The 20145-nt window shown below is 48.3% G+C and carries 17 protein-coding genes, 1 tRNA gene and 1 pseudogene; 1 reads left to right on the top strand and 18 read right to left on the bottom strand.

What is annotated here, in order from left to right; all coding sequences use genetic code 11:
• Positions 1-95: 95 nt before the first annotated feature.
• The 10 genes from ccsA to ON064_RS04525 form a co-directional block, all read right to left on the bottom strand.
• Entirely contained in the window at positions 96-926 is an 831-nt protein-coding gene (ccsA, locus tag ON064_RS04570) for a cytochrome c biogenesis protein CcsA (protein WP_274623814.1), read from the bottom strand.
• Positions 927-1087: 161 nt separating this feature from the next.
• Positions 1088-2470, bottom strand: coding sequence for a glutamyl-tRNA reductase (gene hemA, locus ON064_RS04565; protein ID WP_274623813.1), 1383 nt, complete (start codon positions 2468-2470; stop codon positions 1088-1090).
• 908 nt (positions 2471-3378) lie between these two features.
• Positions 3379-3960, bottom strand: coding sequence for a ribosome biogenesis GTP-binding protein YihA/YsxC (gene yihA / locus ON064_RS04560; protein ID WP_058381026.1), 582 nt, complete (start codon positions 3958-3960; stop codon positions 3379-3381).
• Entirely contained in the window at positions 3957-6266 is a 2310-nt protein-coding gene (lon, locus tag ON064_RS04555; protein WP_274623812.1) for an endopeptidase La, read from the bottom strand. The genes yihA and lon overlap by 4 nt, the downstream gene beginning before the upstream one ends.
• 162 nt (positions 6267-6428) lie before the next feature.
• Positions 6429-7700, bottom strand: coding sequence for an ATP-dependent protease ATP-binding subunit ClpX (clpX, locus tag ON064_RS04550; RefSeq protein WP_058381028.1), 1272 nt, complete (start codon positions 7698-7700; stop codon positions 6429-6431).
• Between the two features lie 172 nt (positions 7701-7872).
• Complete coding sequence (gene tig / locus ON064_RS04545; protein WP_274623811.1) at positions 7873-9174, bottom strand: trigger factor; 1302 nt, start codon at positions 9172-9174, stop codon at positions 7873-7875.
• Positions 9175-9277: 103 nt separating this feature from the next.
• Positions 9278-10258 (bottom strand): tetratricopeptide repeat protein, encoded by a 981-nt coding sequence (locus tag ON064_RS04540; RefSeq protein ID WP_274623810.1) that lies wholly within the window; start codon positions 10256-10258, stop codon positions 9278-9280.
• Positions 10259-10322: 64 nt separating this feature from the next.
• On the bottom strand, positions 10323-10757 hold the full coding sequence (locus ON064_RS04535) for an OsmC family protein (protein ID WP_274623809.1): 435 nt from the start codon (positions 10755-10757) through the stop codon (positions 10323-10325).
• A 102-nt stretch (positions 10758-10859) separates the two neighbouring features.
• A complete protein-coding gene (locus ON064_RS04530) occupies positions 10860-11456 on the bottom strand; it encodes a YdcF family protein (protein ID WP_274623808.1) in 597 nt (198 codons plus the stop codon).
• A 177-nt stretch (positions 11457-11633) separates the two neighbouring features.
• Complete coding sequence (locus ON064_RS04525; RefSeq protein ID WP_274623807.1) at positions 11634-12551, bottom strand: PhzF family phenazine biosynthesis protein; 918 nt, start codon at positions 12549-12551, stop codon at positions 11634-11636.
• 600 nt (positions 12552-13151) lie between these two features.
• On the opposite strand from ON064_RS04525, the gene ON064_RS04520 reads away from it, so the two are divergent.
• On the top strand, positions 13152-13898 hold the full coding sequence (locus tag ON064_RS04520) for a polysaccharide deacetylase family protein (RefSeq protein ID WP_274623806.1): 747 nt from the start codon (positions 13152-13154) through the stop codon (positions 13896-13898).
• A 210-nt stretch (positions 13899-14108) separates the two neighbouring features.
• On the opposite strand, the gene ON064_RS04515 is transcribed toward ON064_RS04520, so the two are convergent.
• The 8 genes and pseudogenes from ON064_RS04515 to sdhA form a co-directional block, all read right to left on the bottom strand.
• A tRNA-Arg gene (locus ON064_RS04515) sits at positions 14109-14182 on the bottom strand.
• A gap of 84 nt (positions 14183-14266) precedes the next feature.
• Positions 14267-14863, bottom strand: coding sequence for an XTP/dITP diphosphatase (locus ON064_RS04510; protein WP_274623805.1), 597 nt, complete (start codon positions 14861-14863; stop codon positions 14267-14269).
• Positions 14860-15609: a ribonuclease PH gene (gene rph / locus ON064_RS04505; RefSeq protein ID WP_274623804.1), complete on the bottom strand. Its 750-nt coding sequence runs from the start codon at positions 15607-15609 to the stop codon at positions 14860-14862. Before rph ends, ON064_RS04510 begins: the two co-directional genes overlap by 4 nt.
• Before the next feature lie 76 nt (positions 15610-15685).
• Positions 15686-16489, bottom strand: a complete 804-nt coding sequence (gene racE / locus ON064_RS04500) for a glutamate racemase (protein ID WP_274623815.1) — start codon at positions 16487-16489, stop codon at positions 15686-15688.
• 16 nt (positions 16490-16505) lie between these two features.
• Positions 16506-16958: a MarR family winged helix-turn-helix transcriptional regulator gene (locus tag ON064_RS04495; protein WP_121300190.1), complete on the bottom strand. Its 453-nt coding sequence runs from the start codon at positions 16956-16958 to the stop codon at positions 16506-16508.
• 74 nt (positions 16959-17032) lie between these two features.
• A complete protein-coding gene (locus ON064_RS04490) occupies positions 17033-17500 on the bottom strand; it encodes an acyl-CoA thioesterase (protein WP_274623803.1) in 468 nt (155 codons plus the stop codon).
• Positions 17501-17608: 108 nt separating this feature from the next.
• Positions 17609-18367 (bottom strand): annotated as a pseudogene (gene sdhB / locus ON064_RS04485) (succinate dehydrogenase iron-sulfur subunit); the annotation flags it as partial.
• 24 nt (positions 18368-18391) lie between these two features.
• On the bottom strand, positions 18392-20140 hold the full coding sequence (gene sdhA, locus ON064_RS04480; RefSeq protein WP_058381038.1) for a succinate dehydrogenase flavoprotein subunit: 1749 nt from the start codon (positions 20138-20140) through the stop codon (positions 18392-18394).
• Between the last annotated feature and the right edge of the window lie 5 nt (positions 20141-20145).

Below are 20145 nucleotides of genomic sequence, written 5' to 3'. Positions count from 1 at the left end.
TTCATTTTCTCGATGAATTGGTTGGTTTGTGTCAACGCAAGCTTGCTTCTTCTTGACCCTACAATGATTTTTCTCAACTGAATCCTACCTTTCTATTAATACCAAAAATGAAATTCCGATAACCGGCTGCCGAAAAAGAAATTAAGCAGCAATAACAAAAATGCATACAAATGGGCCCAGGCATAATTCATGCCATTCAAGTTCCCCCGCCGGTGACGCCATAGAATGAAGCTATAGACAATCAACAGGATGAACGAACCCACGATTTTTACATCCAATATGGAAAATTCCTCCAATGACACCACTGCCCATTGAAAGCCTAGAACGAGCGAGACAAACAGCATCGGGATCCCGACCAGGATGGAAATGGTCATGCCCTGTTCGGTCTGCCCGAGTGACGGCAAGCTGCTCCATTGCTTTGTCCATTTTTTCTGCTTCAACAGCCTGTACAACAGCAAGTGAAGCGCGGAAAAGACGAACGACAGAGAAAACGCCGCATAGGACAGAATCGCGAACGTGATGTGGATGAACAACAACTCCGACACCAAAGCTTCCCCGACCGGCGACCGTTCGATCTGGACCGGCGCAAAAGTATGGATAACCATAAAGATGAATCCGATGATATTGATCAAAAATACCGCAAAGTCGAAGCGGTAAAAAATCCGCAAGACGAGCGATAGCGTAACCAATAGCCACGCATAGAAATAAATGCCTTCAAACAAAGTCAGTACCGGGAAGCGCTGTGTCTCTACGATGTAGAGCACCAGGAACACGGTCTGCAATAACCACACGGCCCCAAGAAGTGACATGGCGATCCGGATGGCTTTTTTCGTAGTATATAAATAATCGACAAAATAAAAGACAAGGCTGACAGCATATAGTATAACCATAGCTTCATGCAGCCTTGCCATTGTTATATCAGCCATCCTATTCCCCTTCGTTTCCATAATTAAAGGCGTTTCGCCTCTACATTTTAACATATAGATTCGAAAACGCCTCATTATAAGATAGCTCTATCCCGCTTTCGCGGCCCAGTTGGGTCATTTACGGCGATGGAGATGAAAATCCACGCCAATTGGAAATGCTTTTATACAGTATAGCCTGGATTTTCTTGTCCTTGCAGTGCTTCTTGCTGCTTTTCAAGACGTGCACGCTCCGCTTTTTGGCGCGTCGCAAGCGCTTGTTTTTCACGCTGTTCTTCGACTTCATCTTCAATGCCGAAAATCTGCATGAACAACTCTAGCTGTTCGCGTGATTTCTTGGCCGTACCCATTTCCTTTGCCTGCAAAATCGGCTCTTTCAATAATTGGTTGATGATCGATTTCGTGTGCTTGTTGAGGATCTTCTTCTCACGATCCGTCAAATCCGGCATTTTGTTCTCGATGCTTTCCATCGTTTCCGCCTGGATGCCGAGCGCTTTTTCACGCAGTGCGGAAATGACCGGGACGACGCCGAGTGTGCCAAGCCAGTCGTTAAACTGCTCTGCTTCTTGCTCGATCATGCCGGCGATTTGTTTCGCCGCACGTTCACGTTCAGCGAGATTCGCTTCGACTATGCCTTGCATATCATCAATATCATATAGGAAGACGTTCTGAAGATCGCCGATGCGCGGATCCATATCGCGCGGTACCGCGATATCGACCATGAACAACGGCTTGCCTTTTCTCAGCTTCTCGACAAACTGCATCAATTCGAGGTCGATGACAAAATCCGTCGACCCTGTGGATGAAATCAGGATGTCCGCTTCCAGTAAGGCACATTGCAATTGATTCAAAGGTTTTGCCGTGCCGCCGAATTTACCGGCGAGCACTTCCGCTTTCTCGAATGTGCGGTTGATGACCGTGATGCGGTCCGCTCCGCTTCCTTGCAGGTTCTTGATGGCGAGTTCCCCCATCTTCCCTGCTCCGAGAATGACAACGTGCTTGTTCTTCAATGAACCAAAGATTTTCTTGCCAAGCTCGACCGCTGCGTAGGAAACCGATACGGCATTCTCGCCGATCGCTGTTTCGCTATGCGCACGTTTCGCCAGCGTCACCGCTTGCTTGAACAATTGATTGAACACGGTTCCCGTCGTGCCGATTTCTTGGCCTGCGAGGAAACTCGATTTCACTTGCCCGAGAATCTGCGTCTCGCCAAGAACCATCGAATCGATTCCGGCAGTGACACGGAACAAATGATCAATCGCTTCGTCCTGTTCATGAAGGAACAAATACTGAGAGAACTGCTCCATCGGAATATCAAAATACGAAGCCAAAAATTGCTTCACGTAAAAACGACCGGTATGCAATTGGTCCACGACGGCATAGATCTCCGTCCGGTTGCATGTCGATACGATGACGTTCTCCAATATGCTTTTTTGTTGTTGCAGGGCTTGCATCGCTTGTGGAAGCTCGCTTTCGATGAACGACAGCTTCTCTCGGATCGATACAGGCGCTGAACGATAGTTGACCCCGACTACGAGTGTATGCATGGGTTTAAAACACCTTTCGCGTTCCATATTTCATTTCCCTAAGTATACCACTTTTCCATCAGATTATGCCTGCGATTTTGTGAACAAGGCATGAACCTGCTTGAACTTTGCTTTATCGTACAAGGGTTTCCGCTATGGAAACTCCACTTTATAATCATTCTAAACTTAAGCTAATTACAATTCTAGCAAAGCGATTATGGTGTCACAAGTATAACGCTCGTAGTCGGAATTGACTGTGAACTTATGCACATTGAATGGTGATTTTCATGGTGTTGAATCGGGAAAAAGATATGTATATTATCAAAATTAAGTAGGAGATGTATGTGGTGGAGATTGCGCTTCAAGGGGACGCTTTCTGAGGGGGCCGGCTTCAGCCGCTTCCCTCGCTAGCGCTCAGTCCAGGGTCTTCAGCTCGTCCTGATCCCTCCAGAGTCGCCCCTTTGCGCTTCATCTCTAGTTTTAGATAGGAAATATAATTCGTCACTCATTGAAAGAAACATGAATAATTTTAATCAGCTTAGTAAATTTAAATTGAACAGCTATGTAGACTTTCTATAATTATCAAGTCTAACTAAGCGCCTCTACCAGCGGATGAAGCCAATTAACAGCGATACTTCCTCACACGCAATATCCAATGAAATCTAAAAGCCGAACCGCGCACATGGGCAAGCCGGAGCAGTAAGACAAGTGTTCTTCTTGGCTTATTGCGGGAGGCATGCCCCAAGCGGGAGGCGGCTATCTCGCGACGAACCCTACAAAAAACAATCTATCTCACTCACTTATCTAATTATCTAGTCCATATATTTCAGCTGGTTACTATTTGCACAACAAAAAAACAGGGCCCGGAAAATCATTGATTTTCTGGGCCCTGCCTTATTTCAAGCCAGTCAGGTGAACTGCCTGCTTGCTTACATGCGTTTTTCGATTTCCTGCCAGGCGGCTTCTTGGCCGAGCCCAGTTTCGGAAGAAAAGACGATTAATGGATCGCCTTTCTCCATATCAAGTCCTTCACGGACGATTTTCTTGTGCTTGTCCCATTTGCCTTTCGGGATCTTGTCGGCTTTTGTCGCGATGATGATGCACGGAATGTTGTAATGTTTCATGAAATCATACATCATCTGGTCATCTTTGCTCGGCGGATGGCGAAGATCGACGATTTGGACCACCGCACGCAATTGCTCGCGGCTTGTAATATAGGTCTCGATCATCTTGCCCCATGCTTCACGTTCGCTTTTGGATACTTTTGCATACCCGTATCCCGGGACGTCGACGAAAAACAAGTCTTCTTCGATCTTGTAAAAGTTCAAAGTTTGCGTTTTGCCAGGCTTAGACGAAATACGCGCCATGCTTTTGCGGCCGATTAGTTTATTGATAAAAGACGATTTCCCGACATTCGAGCGTCCGGCGAGTGCAAACTCGGGAAGCTCGGTTTCCGGGTATTGCGCTGGGCGAACCGCACTGATTACCAGTTCTACATTATGGACCTTCATTCTTTTGCTCCTTCCAGCGCAATTTCAAGCGCTTGTTCCGCTTGGCTGACGAGATGGAATTCCAATTCTTCACGGATCGTTTCCGGAATATCGTCGAGGTCGCGTTCATTTTCCGCAGGGACGATGATCGTCTTCAACCCTGCACGGTGGGCACTCAAAGTTTTTTCTTTCAGCCCGCCAATCGGCAAGACGCGTCCGCGAAGGGTGATTTCCCCTGTCATGCCGACGTCGCGGCGCACGGGCCGCTTCGTGAGTGCGGAAACTAGCGCTGTCGCAATTGTCACACCGGCGGATGGGCCGTCTTTTGGAACGGCTCCTTCCGGCACGTGGATATGAATGTCATGGGCTTCTTGGAAATTCGGGTCGATGCCAAGCGATTCCGCCTGTGCACGGACAAACGATAACGCCGTCTGTGCCGACTCTTTCATGACGTCGCCTAATTTACCGGTCAATTGCAGCTTGCCTTTGCCTGCAGATAGCGACACTTCGATCTGCAAAGTGTCTCCCCCAACTGCAGTATAAGCAAGACCGGTTGCAACGCCCACTTGGTTTTCACTTTCAGCCACGCCGTAGCGGAATTTCTTCTTGCCGAGATAGCTCTCGACTTCTTCCGCGCCGACTGTCACCTGTTCTTTTTCTTTCGAAACGATTTGCTTGGTTACTTTCCGGCAGACAGAAGCAATTTGGCGTTCCAGACCGCGCACGCCGGCTTCCCGCGTATAATAGCGGATCATGGAAACGAATGCGTCTTCTTGGAAATCCAACTGCTCCGGTGTTAAGCCGTGCTCTTTCAATTGTTTCGGCGCCAAATGGTTTTTGGCGATCAATTTCTTCTCAAGTTCTGTATAGCCCGCAATCGAAATGACTTCCATGCGGTCGCGCAGCGGCCCTGGAATCGATCCGAGGTCATTGGCAGTCGCGATGAACAGCACATTCGATAGATCATAGCTTTCTTCGATGTAATGGTCGCTGAAGGAATTGTTTTGTTCAGGGTCCAATACTTCAAGCATCGCTGACGACGGGTCGCCGCGGAAGTCGTTGGACATTTTATCAATTTCATCAAGCAGGAATACCGGATTGACGGTGCCTGCTTTTTTCATTCCTTGAATGATGCGCCCAGGCATTGCGCCGACATACGTGCGGCGGTGGCCGCGGATCTCGGATTCGTCGCGCACGCCGCCGAGCGAGATGCGGACAAAATTGCGGTCAAGCGAATCGGCGATCGAACGGGCAAGGGATGTCTTCCCGACGCCCGGAGGCCCGACGAGGCAAAGAATCGGCCCGCGCAGCGACTTGGTCATCTGCTGGACAGCCAAATATTCAAGCACTCGTTCTTTTACCGTTTCAAGGCCATCGTGGTCGCGGTTCAACACTTCTTCCGCGTAATTGATATCCAGGCGGTCTTCAGTCGTTTCAGACCAAGGAATCGTCACAAGCCATTCGATGTAATTGCGGATGATGCCGCTTTCCGCCGCAGCTGAAGGCAATTTCTCATAACGGTCCAACTCTTTCATCGCCGTCTTCTCGGTCGATTCCGGCATGCCGGCTTCTTCGATGCGTTTTTTCAAGTCGGCCACTTCTGCGCCTTTGCCGTCCTTGTCACCAAGTTCGGTTTGGATCGCTTTCATCTGTTCGCGAAGATAAAATTCTTTTTGCGTTTGTTCCATCGCTTTTTTTACGCGGTCGTTGATGCGTTTCTCGATATCTGCCACTTCCTGCTCGTTATGCAGGCGGCTTTTCGTGATATCGAAAGTTTCAAGCACTTCCTGTTTCCCTTGCAATTTCAGCGATAGATGAGAAGCAATCATGTCCGCCAAGCGGCCAGGTTCTTCGATATCTGCCACTGTATTGAAAGTTTCGGTTGTCACTTTTTTTGAGCCTTTGCCGAAGATTTCAAATTGCTCCAGCAAAATACGCATCAACGCATCTTGCTCTGCATCGCGTTCCGGTTCATCCGGGAATGACGTCACTTCCACTTGCGTGAATTTCTCGCCGTCCTCGTATTGGTTCCACTGGCCGCGTTCAAGGCCTTCCACCAGCACGCGGATCGTGCCGTTCGGCAATTTCAGCATTTGTTTTACGTAAGCCAGCGTGCCGATTTTATGCAAATCGTCTTTATCTGGCTGTTCTACTGCCATGTCTTTCTGGGTCGCCAAAAAGACAATCTGGTCATCCATCATCGCTTGCTCGAGCGCTGCTACTGAACGCTCCCGGCCGACATCAATATGCAAGACCATCGACGGGAAGACGAGCAGTCCGCGAAGCGGCAAGAGCGGGACTTGTTTTGTCACTTTTTTCTTCGCCATAACTAAGTGCACCTCCGTCATTTCTCTTTCTCTCTGTCAGTCTGCGCCAATTATCTCGAAGACTGTTGTTTTTTCGTGGAAAAAGGGCTGACCCCCATACGCGCGGATGTGCACGATTCAGAGTCAGCCCGTATCATCCTATTCTTGTGCATCAGCCAAACTTTAAGCGGATGTTTTTTCGTTATTGCCGTTATCGAACTCAGTGCCGTCTTCCAGCATCAATTTCGGCTGTGAATTCTCGGTCACTGTTTCTTTTGTGATGATGCATTCGACGATATCTTCGCGGGATGGCAAATCATACATCACATCAAGCATGATGTTCTCAATGATTGAGCGCAATCCACGTGCGCCTGTTTTCCGCTCGATTGCGAGGCGTGAAATTTCGATCAGCGCGTCGTGTTCGAATGTCAATGTGACGCCATCAAGCTCCATCATTTTCTGGTATTGCTTGATAAGTGCGTTTTTCGGCTCTGTCAGAATCTGCACAAGAGCATTTTCGTCCAATTGCTCAAGGCTTGCGAGCACTGGCAGACGGCCGATAAATTCAGGGATCAAGCCGAATTTCAACAAGTCCTCTGGAATTAATTGGCTAAGAAGGGATTTTTCGTCCATTTCTTCTTTGTTCGGATCTGCACCGAAGCCGATGATTTTATTGCCGAGACGGCGTTTGATGATTTGGTCAACGCCGTCAAACGCGCCGCCTACGATGAACAAGACGTTCGTCGTATCGATTTGGATGAATTCCTGATGAGGATGCTTGCGCCCGCCTTGTGGGGGAACGCTCGCTGTCGTGCCTTCCAGGATTTTCAATAAAGCTTGTTGTACGCCTTCACCGGAAACGTCGCGTGTAATCGACGGGTTCTCGGATTTGCGTGCCACTTTATCGATTTCATCAATATAAATGATGCCTTTTTCTGCACGGTCCACATCGTAGTCTGCCGCTTGGATCAATTTGAGCAAGATATTCTCGACATCTTCCCCGACATACCCAGCTTCAGTAAGCGATGTTGCATCCGCAATTGCAAACGGTACATTCAGGATTCGCGCGAGTGTTTGCGCTAGCAAAGTTTTCCCGCTCCCTGTTGGCCCGATCAAGACGATATTCGATTTCGAAAGTTCGACATCGTCGATCTTGCTTTGGGAATTGACGCGTTTGTAATGATTGTAAACCGCTACTGCCAAGGATTTTTTCGCCTTGTCTTGGCCAATTACATAACCGCCAAGGATATCCATGATTTCTTTCGGTTTTGGTACTTCCTTGAACTCAGTTTCTTCTTCAGTTCCGAGTTCCTCTTCTACGATTTCCGTGCATAGCTCGATGCACTCGTCGCAAATATATACACCTGGCCCTGCGACCAGTTTACGAACTTGTTCCTGCGGCTTACCGCAAAACGAACATTTCAAATGCTCTTTTTCATCATTGAATTTGAACAATTTAGTCACCCCTATTCAAGCCATTATGTTACAAGATTATTTTGATTGTATCAACTAATTAGAACTATGCCAAAGAAACTGCCTTTATATGTAGGAACTTGAATTTGTTTGCCATTATGTATAGAAAACAAGGTGCGGTTGCCGCACCTTGTTCTATTAAGAATCTTATGTGTTATTCAGCAGCTTTAGCGTCAGTAACTTTAGCGTTCTCCACTAGGAACTCAACCGTGTTCTGCATACGGATGTCGTTTTCTAGCATTTCAGTGCCGCCTAGAGCTGTTTTGATTTGTTCAGCGTCCATGTTGAATTGGCCAGCCATTTTCTCAAGCTCTTTGTCGATGTCTTCAGAAGTGACTTCCATGTTTTCTGCTTTCGCGATTGCTTCAAGCGTCAATGATACGCGTACGCGTGTTTCAGCATCAGCTTTCATTTGCTCGCGAAGAGCGTCTTCGTCTTGGCCTGAGAACTGGAAGTACAATTCCTTGTTCATGCCTTGCTGGCTTAGGCGTTGTTCGAAGTCTTGCATCATGCGGTCGATTTCAGAATCGATCATCGCTTGCGGGATTTCAACTGTAGCGTTTTCTGCCGCTTTTTGTACAAGCTGATCGCGCATTTGTGTTTCAGAAGCGTTGTCTTTCTCCGCTTTCAAGTTTTCTTTCATTTTCGTGCGAAGTGCGTCAAGGCCTTCTACTTCTTCGTCAAGTTCTTTAGCGAACTCATCGTTCAGTTCAGGAAGTTCTTTCGCTTTCACTTCGTTTACCGTCACTTTGAATGTTGCCGATTTTCCAGCAAGCTCTTCAGCGTGGTATTCTTCAGGGAAAGTGACTTCAACGTCTTTCTGTTCGCCCGTTTTAGCGCCGATCAATTGCTCTTCGAAGCCTGGGATGAATGAGTTAGAACCGATTTCTAGGGAGTAGTCGTTGCCTGCTCCGCCTTCAAACGCTTCTCCGTCTACGAATCCTTCGAAGTCGATGACAGCTGTGTCGCCGTTTTCAACTTGTCCGTCTTCTTTGACAGTCAATTCAGCCATGCGTTCTTGGCTTTCTTTCAATTGCTCTTCGATTTCCTCATCCGTCACGTTCGTGTCTTCTTTGGAAACTTCAAGGCCTTTGTATTCGCCGAGTTCTACTTCAGGTTTCACTGTTACTTTAGCAGTGAATACCAATGGCTCGTTCTTTTCCAATTTTTCGATGTCGATTTCAGGGCGGTCAACCGGGTTGATGCCTGCTTCTTCGACTGCGTTCGCGTAAGCGTCAGGCAGGATGAAATCAAGTGCATCCTGGTAAAGAGATTCTACACCGAAACGTTTTTCGAACATTTGGCGTGGCATTTTCCCTTTGCGGAATCCTGGTACGTTAATTTCTTTAACGACTTTTTTGAACGCTTTATCAAGCGCGCCGTTTACTTCTTCAGCCGGCACTTCTACTGTAAGTACTCCGACGTTACCTTCTTGCTTTTCCCATTTTGCTGACATGTATAAGCCCTCCAAACAATTTTTTACAAAGTCATGTACGAAATTTGTACGATTTTTGACAACCTCCACATTATATCACACATACGAGCAGGTTCAACTATTTCTAACCATTGCGCAATTCTATGTATGCCTCGGCCTGCATGAGCAATTCCAGCAATTTCGGATCGGCTTTTGCTCCCGCTTCTCCGCTGAACAAACTATCGAGATACGCGTGATAGGCTTCGGCAATTTCCGCTTCCTCAAACTCTTCCCAGAAAAACGGATATAGCAGATAAATGTGCCGGTCGACCAGCTCCATCGCCATCTGCAGCTTTGCTGGCTCTTTTTCCAAAGACTCTTCCAAACGCTTGCGAATCCCGATTAGACGGGCATCTTTCAATGGGTCCGGCAGCTTGTCGATCGCAAGCTCGTTCTTATAATGAAACTTTTCGACATTCACCGTCCCGCTTATCTGTTGTTCACGGAACATGAGCAGCAGATAGGATTTCGCCACCCAATCCACTTCCGGATGCTTGATCAATTCGATCAACTGGTTCCTCATGGCACCATACGCTTCTTTCGGCAATTCAGTCACCCGCTGCTCCTGTTCGGCAGCGCTAAGCGGCAAAAATTGCTCCAGGCTGAATTGGCCTGTTTCCCGTTTGGCAGAGGCTGCGCTTTCGGCGATGCGTTCATTGAGATCGCGCAATTGATGGAATTGCTCCAAACGCTCTTTTGGCAAGACGTTTTCCTCGATGAGCACTTCGATCATCTTCTCGGCTTCTTCGAATTCCTTTACTTGCATTAAAATGCTTATGTATAGTTCCATCGTCTCCAGATAATGGATCGGCCCGACGCGCAGCAATTCCTGCACGACTTCGAGCGCTTCTTCGAATTCCCCCAGCTCATATAAGCTGTAGGCATATCCGCCGAGCGCCGCCGCATGGTCTGGCTCGTAGACGAGCACTTGGTACAGTTTATCGCGAGCATCTGCGTATTGTTCATTCTTTAAACTGGTCATCCCCTCCGAGAGCAGCCGAGTGACCGTTGTCGGAAAGACGATGACATTGCCCTTGCGCTTCAAATCCCCAAACTTCTTCCGCATCCTACCACCTCTTTGTCCATTCATCATACCATAGGGAAATACACTGTGAAAACGAAAGCCGGCGCTATTTTGCGCCAGCCTCTTTGCCGTTCAAAACCAGTTTATACGCGACGTCCGCTTTTAAGGAATGGGCGACGGGGCAATATTTCTCGCCGCTCACTTCGATGGCATGCCAGACTTTATCCGCTTCGATGTCGCCTTCCACGATAAAGGTCACCGTAATCGCCAAAAATTCCTTCGGCGGGTTCCGGCGCTTGTCTCCTTCCGTGACGATTTCGATAGAGCGAACATCTTTCATCCTGGCACGCAGAATCATCACGACGTCCATGCCGACGCATCCGGCAAGTGAGCCGAGCAGTGCCTGCATCGGAAGCAATCCTTGGCCGTTCCCGACTCCCTGATGAGCATCCATCCGCAGCGTGTGGCCGCCTTGTCCCGCAGCCTCAAATACAAAATCCCCTTGCCATTTCGTGCTGAGCTTCAGTCCATCGGTTTCCATCTACAACACACCCCTCACAGCTTTTTATCAGTGTATCACTCAGGACTGCCTTGTTCATCTGTTAAATTAAAAAACTGTCCACGCATCAGCGGGACAGTTTCATTAAATGACAGCGTGCATCGCGACGTAAGCCATATAGCAAACAACTTCACGTGCGAAGAACGGCGCGATGTTCGCAAAGCCCTTGAATTCGGTCGAAGGCGTCGGTGAGGAATGGGCATCGATTCCGGCGTGTTCCGCTATAAGCAGTGCACGTTTCATATGTAAGGGATCGCTGACGACGAGAAAGCTCGACAAGCCGTTTTCATCCGCCAGTTCACCGGCGAAACGGAAATTCTCTTCCGTGATGAGCGATTGGGTTTCGATCAGAATATCTTCTTCAGGGACATGGTTGCGGATCGCGAAATCTCGGCTTACGACCGACTCAGCGAGGTCCGCTCCGTCCGTGATGCCTCCTGTAAAGATGATCTTCTCGACATAGCCCGCCTCATATAGATCGATGGCGTGGCGAATGCGCTGCTCGAGCACCGGCGAAGGCTCCCCGCCGACGACTTTCGTGCCGAGCACGATCGCCGCGTCAGCTTCCATCAACTCAGATTCACTGGCAAAGGTCCAAATGCTTGTCGCCGTCGCCGCAATTAAAATCGTTTGTACAAGGGAAAGTATAATCAAAATCCGTTTCCATTTGTTTCTGAACACGTCTCGTTTCCACCTTTTGGTCTGTTTATTCTCTATCTTTTCCCAGTATAAGACATAGCACGCAAATAAACAGTGAAAGAAGCAAATGTCCATCATTTGCTCACAAATTGTAAGATAAGTTTTATACTATGGGGAAAACGTTAATGCACCAAAAATCAGCGAAAAACCGCTACATCCTTAGAGGAACAGCTGTCCTTTCCCGACTATGACCGAATTGCCCGCAATTTTCACTTCTGAAATAGCGCCGGTGTGGCCAATAACCGTGATATCAATCGCGCTTGGCCGTCCCATTTCATAGCCCTGTTCACTTCGGATGACATGTATTCCATTCTCATGAGCATGCAGTATTTGGTGTTCAACCAAATATGCACCAAGCGGGCCGCTAGCTGCGCCGGTTGCCGGATCTTCGGCAATTCCCATTGTCGGCGCAAACATTCTTCCATGTACAGAAGCATCTCGATTTTCAGTTTCCGTCGTAAATGTGAAAATGTGCTGAGTATCCGGATTTCCACTAAAATACCGCTCCCATACATCCAGCCGGAAATGAATCCGTTGAATCGCTTGAAGTGAACGCAGCGGGATGAACAGAAAAGGCACACCCGAGGACACAGATTGAACCGGAAAATCCGGATGAAGGTCATCGGCTGCTAATGAAAGCAGTTCGCCAGCTATTTTTCTATCCAGAAATTCTTCCCCGAAAATGGGCACCGGTTGTTTCATTTCAACCTTAAGAATCCGCCCTCGTTCCTTATGGACTGTTACGGGGACGTCCCCTATTCGTTCTTCAAGCATCCATTCATTCCGTCCTTCTTCCGTAGGCACTGCACCAGAAGAAGCTAAAATATACGCTGCCCCGATTGTTGGATGTCCTGCCATCGGGAGTTCCATTTGCGGCGTGAAAATCCGCAGCTTCCTGACATTTGCCTCTTTAGCTGGAGGAAAAACAAATACTGTTTCAGACAAGTTCAATTCCTGGGCGATGTTCTGCATTTCTTCTCTTGTTAAACCGTTTCTTCCTTCCACGACGGCCAATTGATTTCCACCGAAAGGCGCGTCAGTAAAAACATCTGCCAATGTATAATCTAAGGTTTTCATCACCATTCTCCTTATAATCTATTTTTCCGACAGGTTTGTTACAACGGTTTTGTTTGTTTACCTTAACATGATCTTCCTGTTGGAATTATTCGTTTCTCCAGTTGCCTGTATCATTTCCGGTATTGAACAACCAGTCGAAAAAAAGCTGCTGCAACAACCGCCATATATTAAGAGAGCTACTCTTTTATTTCGATGTTCAATTCTGATTTCCTTTTTCCCGCTGTTTCATTTCTTGTGCACATAGTAATGAAAAAAACCCTGCACAACTTCATTACTGGCAGCAAATCAACCATGGTGATTGAAACGGTTTAGAATATTTACTGCCACGAGAAATAACAAGGCGCCCTCTCCTAATAAATTAATAAGAAAATTCAGATAATAAGACACTTTAAACCTCACTAAACGATCAAGTAGTGTTACAATGACAGCGAATTTAAACTAGAGACGGTTAATGTTCTCTTTTCTTCTTCGAATAATGCTGCAGAAGAGGACAGGAAAGGAGAGTTGAGGCAACATCTTCTAAAGCAGTAGATAGCTTACCTCCATCCCTGCAACACTTTTTATGGCGACCACAACTCCAAACTAGAAAGGATGATTTTTATGAAAAAATTACTGGTAGCTTCCCTGCTTCTCGTTTTCATGTTCATAGCAGGGTTCAGCACTCATGCGGACGCAGCTGAAATTGAAATTCCTGTGGTGAATTATCATGTTATTTCCTATGATCCCGATCCGAATAACCTTTATCAGTACAGTGCAGAAGAATTTGAGAAACAAATGGCTTACTTGAAGGAAAACGGCTACAGTTCATTGACTATCGACCAGTACTTCGAAATCTTGGATGGAACAGCCGATATGCCGGCTAAACCGATCCTGATCACATTTGATGACAGTACCAACGATTTTTATCCGAACGCCTTTCCAATCCTGGAAAAATACGATTTAAAAGCAACCCAGTTTACGATTGCTGATTGGGTAAACGATAGCCAAAGCATGACGGCTGAGGAAATTACAACCGTCATGGAGAAAGGCATCGATATTCAAAACCATACATCAACACACCCGTCTCTAGACCAACTGAGCTACGACGAACAATACGATGAAATTAACGATGCGACGGCAACGCTCAAATCTATTACCGGCGAAACGACGGAAGTATTCGCTTACCCTTACGGAGCTTACAATGACGACACGCTTGCAGTCGTTGAAAATCTTGGATTTAAAGGAGCATTCACAATAGAGGGGGGCGTGAGTACTGACGAGGACAATCGTTACGAGCTTCCCCGCTTCATGATCCTGAACGGCGATACTTTGGACGATTTTATACGGAAACTTTCGACCGGCCATTAATAGTGTTAAGAAAAAACAGCAGCTGGGGTTTCCCAGCTGCTGTTTTGATTGATTCATCCAATACACCAATCCCTCTGAAAATAAAAAACCCGCCCAAATATAATTGGGCGGGTTTTAGCCAGCGATGATTAATCGGAGATATTTAAAAAAGTTTGAATCTCTTTAATCATCAAACCGTTAAACTGGTTAAACGGCTCTAAATTGCAATTACGTCCCAGGAGGGATTCGAACCCCCGACCGACGCCTTAGAAGGGCGTTGCTCTATCCAGCTGAGCTACTGAGACATGACTTTCCTCACGAAAGACAATTTTAATTATAGAAATCATCCGAGGAAAAGTCAATGCTATTTCAAAAAAATATCTAGTTTCTTATTTCAGCCAATTTGGCATTGCTTCGCTGAGCTTGTTCAATGCTTGCCCGCGGTGCGAGATGGCGGCTTTTTCTTCGGGTTCGAGTTCCGCCATGGCACGCTCCTGGGCAGGCACGTAAAAGATCGGATCGTAGCCGAAGCCGTGGTCACCTCTGCGCAAGCGCAGTATTTCGCCTTCACACGAGCCGGAGAAGGTTTGGGTTTCTTCCCCCGGTGCCGCGACCGCCAAGACGCAGCGGAATCGCGCTGTGCGCTCTCCGTCCGGTACGCCAGACAATTTCTCCAACACCTTATCGATATTGGCTTCGTCGCTCTTTTCGCCTCCCGCATAGCGTGCGGAATAGACGCCCGGCTCTCCGTCCAAGGCATCGATCTCAAGGCCGCTGTCGTCTGCGATGACTGGGATGCCAAGTTCTTTAGCGACACCTTCCGCTTTCAGGATGGCATTGGCTTCGAACGTTGTGCCGGTTTCTTCGATGTCGAGGTCTTTTGCGACATCTCTTAAGGTCAATACTTCATAGCCTAAAGGGGACAGCAAGGTTTCAAAGTCTTTTGCTTTCCCTTTGTTCTGTGTGGCAATGACGATTTTTTTCATAGGGCGGATTCCACCTTTTCGCCGATCCGCGACGACAATTCACCGATCGCTTGTTGTTGGATTTTGATCAATTGCTGGATCCCTGCTTCACCTAGATCGAGCATTTCGTTCAATTCCTTGCGGCTGAATGTCGCTTCTTCGCCGGTGCCTTGCATTTCGACGAATTCGCCGGACCCTGTCATGACCAGGTTCATATCGACCGCTGCCGTTGAATCCTCTTCATAGTTCAAGTCCAGGATGGCTTGCTTGCTGCTGTTGATGCCGACGCTTGTAGCGGCCAAATAATCCGTCACAGGGAATACCGGTACGTCCAATTTGCCGAGTGCGATGGTCATGGCGATGAAAGCTCCCGTGATAGACGCTGTACGCGTCCCTCCGTCCGCCTGGATGACGTCGCAATCAATCCATAGTGTGCGTTCACCGATCTTCTCGAGATCGACGACAGCGCGCAAGGAGCGGCCGATCAGGCGCTGAATTTCCATCGTGCGCCCACCGAGCTTGCCGCGTGTCGCTTCGCGCTGGTTACGGCTTCCTGTCGCGCGTGGCAGCATGGAATATTCCGCCGTTACCCAGCCTTTGCCCTGGCCTCTCAAGAAACTTGGAACACGCGACTCGATCGTCGCTGTGCAAATCACTTTCGTCTGGCCGACCGTAATCAGGACCGATCCTTCTGGGTGGATCAAATAATCCGTCTCCACTTCCACCGGGCGCAATTCATTTGCTTGTCTATTATCAATTCTTGTCATAATTGAATCCTCCTCATGTACTCAAAAAATCTTACCATAATTCTGCCTTGACGACAAAAACCCGGCGGCTGAGCCGTCAGGTTTTTGGGAACTGGATTGAACGGATGCACGGATCATCTATGGCAAGCCATTTTTTGATGATCGTGCGGAAAATCTCCGTCGAACCGGATGTATAAAATTGATGGACGGGCGGTTTGCGGCGATCCGCAAATTTGTCCTGATAGCTCAAATGGCGCGATACATCTTTCGCCGTTTCCTGCGCTGAAGACAGAACCGTCACTGTGGTGCCAAGTTCTTGCTCGATAAAGCCCTGCAACAGCGGGTAATGGGTGCATCCGAGGATGGCGGTATCGAATTCCTTCGATTTGATCGCCGATAACGTTTCTGCCACCATGCGGCGGGCAAATTCCCCTTCGTACTCATCACTTTCCACGAGCGGCACAAACCGCGGGCATGCCAATTGGACAACGTCAGAAGCTGAAACAAGCGACTTGATGGCTTTTTCGTAAGCGCCACTCTTGACAGTTCCGGACGTGCCGAGCACCGCAATTTTCTTCGTCGAAGACGATTTGATAGCAGCGCGGGCTCCCGGGAAAATGACACCGATAACTGGGATCGGCAATTTCTTTTGCAAGGAATTGAGCGCTGCCGCTGTTGCCGTATTGCAGGCGATGACCAGCATTTTGATATTCATTTTCATGAGCGCTTCTGCCATCTGCCATGTGTAGCGCCGAACTTCTGCAAGTGGACGCGGGCCATACGGGCAGCGCGCATTGTCACCGATGTAAATAATTTTTTCATTAGGCAAAAGTTTCATGATTTCCTTGGCGACGGTCAACCCCCCGACACCTGAATCAATGACTCCGATTGGCGCATTCAATGTCATAGCCCCGCTCCTATTTCATGTTGATATGCATTTTCTCCAACAAGCTTGAAAATTGCTCGACTTCTTCTACACTGAAGTCTTCAAGTACCGTTTCTAAATAATCCTGGCGCTTCTTGATCACTTCTTCAATGATCCGCTCGCCTTCTTTCAATAATTTAATGCGTACCACCCGGCGGTCCTGCTCCTCGCGGATGCGTACAACCAACTCGTTCTTTTCCATCCGGTCGACCAGGTCGGTCGTCGTGCTGAACGCCAAGAACATTTTATTCGATAAATCTCCGATGGTCATGTCGCCATGTTCGAACAGCCATTGAAGCGCCACGAATTGCGGCGGAGTAATGGTATACGAATTCAGGATTTCACGGCCTTTTTGCTTGATGATCCCGGATATATAACGCAATTCCTTTTCCATAAATGCCACACGCTCCAAGTCGTGGCGGCGGTTTAAGTTGTCTTCAGTCATGGACTTGGTTCACTCCCTAGCTACTGGTATTTGTTCCATCGTGACACGGTCGTTCTCTCAAGACAGGGACTGCTTCATTTGCCGGAAGAAGCCAGATTTCCGTTTTGCAGCATCGTCTTCTCCTCGTCGCTCCAAGGATGGCCTTTGCCGCTCGTCTTGGAAATCTGTACAACGGCGCCTCTACCGGTGAAACAAGTTTCTTGCTTATCATTCACTGCCCAATAATGGATGTCTGCGGAAGAGTTTCCAATCGACTCCACTTTCACATAAACTCTCAATTGTTCATCAAAGAATACCTGTCGGACAAAATCGACCTGCATATCCGCCACGACTGGGATCAAGTCGCTGTCTTTTGAAAGCCATGCTTGCATCAAGCCCACTTCTTTCATGAACTCGATCCGTGCATACTCAAAATAAGCGATCGGCACCGTATTGTTGACATGTCCGAACATATCCGTCTCTGAAAAGCGCACATGCACCGGCGCGTAAAAAGAAAAGCCTTCCTGCCATTCATTGAAATCCTTTATGTAAGACGCTCTCATTCCAGTTCCCCCTGTATACATTACTCATTTTGTAAGTATAGCAAAAACTGGCGCAAAGGACATCTGTTTCAGCCAAGCTTGGGTATTTTCGGCTGAAACAAAAAAACTCTGATCGCTTCCGAAGAAGTTGCGGAACATTTGGATGCTCACGTCGCGGTTCAAAGCTGCGATAGAAGTTGTCAAAGGAATGCCTTTCGGGCAAGATTCCACACAGTTTTGGGAGTTACCGCAATCCGCAAGGCCGCCTTCGCCCATGATAGCGTTCAAACGCTCGTCACGGTTCATGGCACCTGTTGGATGCGCGTTCATCAAGCGGACTTGAGAAAGCGGAGCCGCACCGATAAAGTCGGATTTATCGTTGACGTTCGGGCAAGCCTCAAGGCATACGCCGCACGTCATACATTTAGACAATTCATAAGCCCATTGGCGTTTGCGCTCAGGCATACGCGGACCTTCGCCAAGATCATGCGTACCGTCGATCGGCACCCACGCTTTGACTTTCTTCAGTGAGTCGAACATGCGGCTGCGGTCTACGATCAAGTCGCGGACGACCGGGAATGTTCTCATCGGCTGAAGGCGGATCGGTTGTTCGAGCTGATCGACAAGAGCGGTACACGACTGGCGTGCTTTGCCGTTGATGACCATAGAACATGCGCCACAAACTTCCTCAAGGCAGTTCATGTCCCAGTTGACTGGAGTTGTTTTCTTCCCGTCCATGTTGACCGGGTTACGTCGAATTTCCATCAATGCGGAAATGACGTTCATGTTGGCGCGATATGGTAATTCGAACTTTTCCCAGTACGAGCTTTCGTCCGTAGAGTTCTGGCGTTCGATTTCGAAAATAACCGTTTTTGCTGCTTCACCCATGGTAAATTAGCTCCCTTCTTATTGCTATGCTTTCGCGGAATAGTCGCGTTTGCGTGGCGGGATCAAGCCAGTGTCGACTTCTTCATAATGGAAGATCGGCGCATCATAACCATTGAATTTCGCCATAGTCGTCTTCAGGAATTCCTCGTCATTACGTTCCGGGAATTCCGGCTTGTAATGTGCGCCGCGGCTTTCGTTGCGTTTCAACGCACCGATCGTGATGACACGTGCTAAATGTAGCATATTTTTCAGCTGGCGGGTAAACATTGCGCCTTGGTTGCTCCAAAGTTGCGTATCCGTCATGCTGATGTGGTTAAAGCGTTCAAGAAGCTCTTGGATTTTGCGGTCTGTTTCTTCGAGGCGGTCATTATAGCGTACGACCGTCACGTTGTCCGTCATCCATTCGCCAAGTTCCTTGTGCAGGACGTAAGCATTTTCAGTTCCGTCAAGCGCCAAGATTTCATCCCATTTACGCTGTTCCTCAGCTTCGTGCTTCGCGTAAATATCGTTTGGCAAGTCTTCTGCAAGAACTTCCAAGCCTTTGACATACTCAAGGGCATTCGGTCCTGCGACCATGCCGCCGTAGATAGCTGACAGGAGCGAGTTTGCGCCTAGACGGTTCGCACCGTGCTGGGAATAATCACATTCGCCTGCTGCCAAAACGCCAGGGATATTCGTCATCTGATGATCGTCAACCCATAGCCCGCCCATGGAATAGTGGACTGCCGGGAAAATCTTCATCGGAACTTTACGCGGATCGTCGCCTGTGAATTTCTCATAGATTTCGATGATGCCGCCCAGTTTGATGTCGAGTTCTTTCGAATCTTTATGGGAAAGGTCCAAGTACACCATGTTTTCGCCGTTGATGCCGAGTTTTTGGTTAACGCACACGTCGAAGATTTCGCGTGTTGCGATATCACGTGGGACCAAGTTTCCGTATGCAGGATATTTCTCTTCCAGGAAGTACCAAGGCTTGCCGTCTTTATACGTCCAGATCCGTCCGCCTTCACCGCGTGCAGATTCTGACATCAAGCGGAGCTTGTCGTCGCCAGGAATCGCTGTTGGGTGGATTTGGATGAATTCGCCGTTCGCATAATAAGCGCCTTGCTGGTACACGATTGACGCAGCAGAACCTGTGTTGATGACAGAGTTTGTGGATTTTCCGAAGATAATCCCCGGTCCGCCAGTTGCCATGATGACGGCATCCGAACGGAACGATTTGATCTCCATTGTCGTCAAGTTCTGTGCAGTGATTCCTCGTGAAACGCCTTCATCGTCGATGACGAGGCCCAGGAATTCCCAGCCTTCATATTTCGTGATCAAGCCTGCAACTTCATAGCGGCGGACTTGCTCATCAAGTGCATATAGCAATTGCTGGCCCGTTGTCGCGCCGGCAAATGCCGTTCTGTGGTGCATCGTGCCGCCGAAACGACGGAAGTCAAGAAGCCCTTCAGGCGTACGGTTGAACATGACGCCCATGCGGTCAAGCAGGCGGATGATGCCAGGTGCGGCATCGGCCATCGCTTTGACCGGCTTTTGGTTAGCTAGGAAGTCACCGCCGTAAACGGTGTCATCCAGGTGAATTGCCGGGGAATCCCCTTCACCTTTTGTATTCACCGCTCCGTTAATGCCGCCCTGTGCGCACACAGAGTGAGACCGTTTAACTGGAACGATGGAAAATAGATCGGCAGGTGCTCCTGCTTCGGCAACTTTGATCGCTGCCATTAGGCCAGCTAGACCCCCACCGACGATAGAAATTTTGCCTTTCGCCATTGTAG

The organism is Planococcus sp. A6, assembly GCF_028823615.1.
In the GTDB taxonomy this organism is placed as follows: domain Bacteria; phylum Bacillota; class Bacilli; order Bacillales_A; family Planococcaceae; genus Planococcus.
This window is presented reverse-complemented; position numbering and strand designations above follow the sequence as displayed.

Excerpts from the sequence above, each read along its gene's own strand:
- ccsA (WP_274623814.1), bottom strand. The coding sequence starts at position 926 with ATGGCTGATATAACAATGGCAAGGCTGCATGAAGCTATGGTTATACTA.
- hemA (WP_274623813.1), bottom strand. The coding sequence starts at position 2,470 with ATGCATACACTCGTAGTCGGGGTCAACTATCGTTCAGCGCCTGTATCG.
- yihA (WP_058381026.1), bottom strand. The coding sequence starts at position 3,960 with ATGAAGGTCCATAATGTAGAACTGGTAATCAGTGCGGTTCGCCCAGCG.
- lon (WP_274623812.1), bottom strand. The coding sequence starts at position 6,266 with ATGGCGAAGAAAAAAGTGACAAAACAAGTCCCGCTCTTGCCGCTTCGC.
- tig (WP_274623811.1), bottom strand. The coding sequence starts at position 9,174 with ATGTCAGCAAAATGGGAAAAGCAAGAAGGTAACGTCGGAGTACTTACA.
- ON064_RS04540 (WP_274623810.1), bottom strand. The coding sequence starts at position 10,258 with ATGCGGAAGAAGTTTGGGGATTTGAAGCGCAAGGGCAATGTCATCGTC.
- ON064_RS04535 (WP_274623809.1), bottom strand. The coding sequence starts at position 10,757 with ATGGAAACCGATGGACTGAAGCTCAGCACGAAATGGCAAGGGGATTTT.
- ON064_RS04525 (WP_274623807.1), bottom strand. The coding sequence starts at position 12,551 with ATGAAAACCTTAGATTATACATTGGCAGATGTTTTTACTGACGCGCCT.
- ON064_RS04520 (WP_274623806.1), top strand. The coding sequence starts at position 13,152 with ATGAAAAAATTACTGGTAGCTTCCCTGCTTCTCGTTTTCATGTTCATA.
- ON064_RS04510 (WP_274623805.1), bottom strand. The coding sequence starts at position 14,863 with ATGAAAAAAATCGTCATTGCCACACAGAACAAAGGGAAAGCAAAAGAC.
- rph (WP_274623804.1), bottom strand. The coding sequence starts at position 15,609 with ATGACAAGAATTGATAATAGACAAGCAAATGAATTGCGCCCGGTGGAA.
- ON064_RS04495 (WP_121300190.1), bottom strand. The coding sequence starts at position 16,958 with ATGACTGAAGACAACTTAAACCGCCGCCACGACTTGGAGCGTGTGGCA.
- ON064_RS04490 (WP_274623803.1), bottom strand. The coding sequence starts at position 17,500 with ATGAGAGCGTCTTACATAAAGGATTTCAATGAATGGCAGGAAGGCTTT.
- sdhA (WP_058381038.1), bottom strand. The coding sequence starts at position 20,140 with ATGGCGAAAGGCAAAATTTCTATCGTCGGTGGGGGTCTAGCTGGCCTA.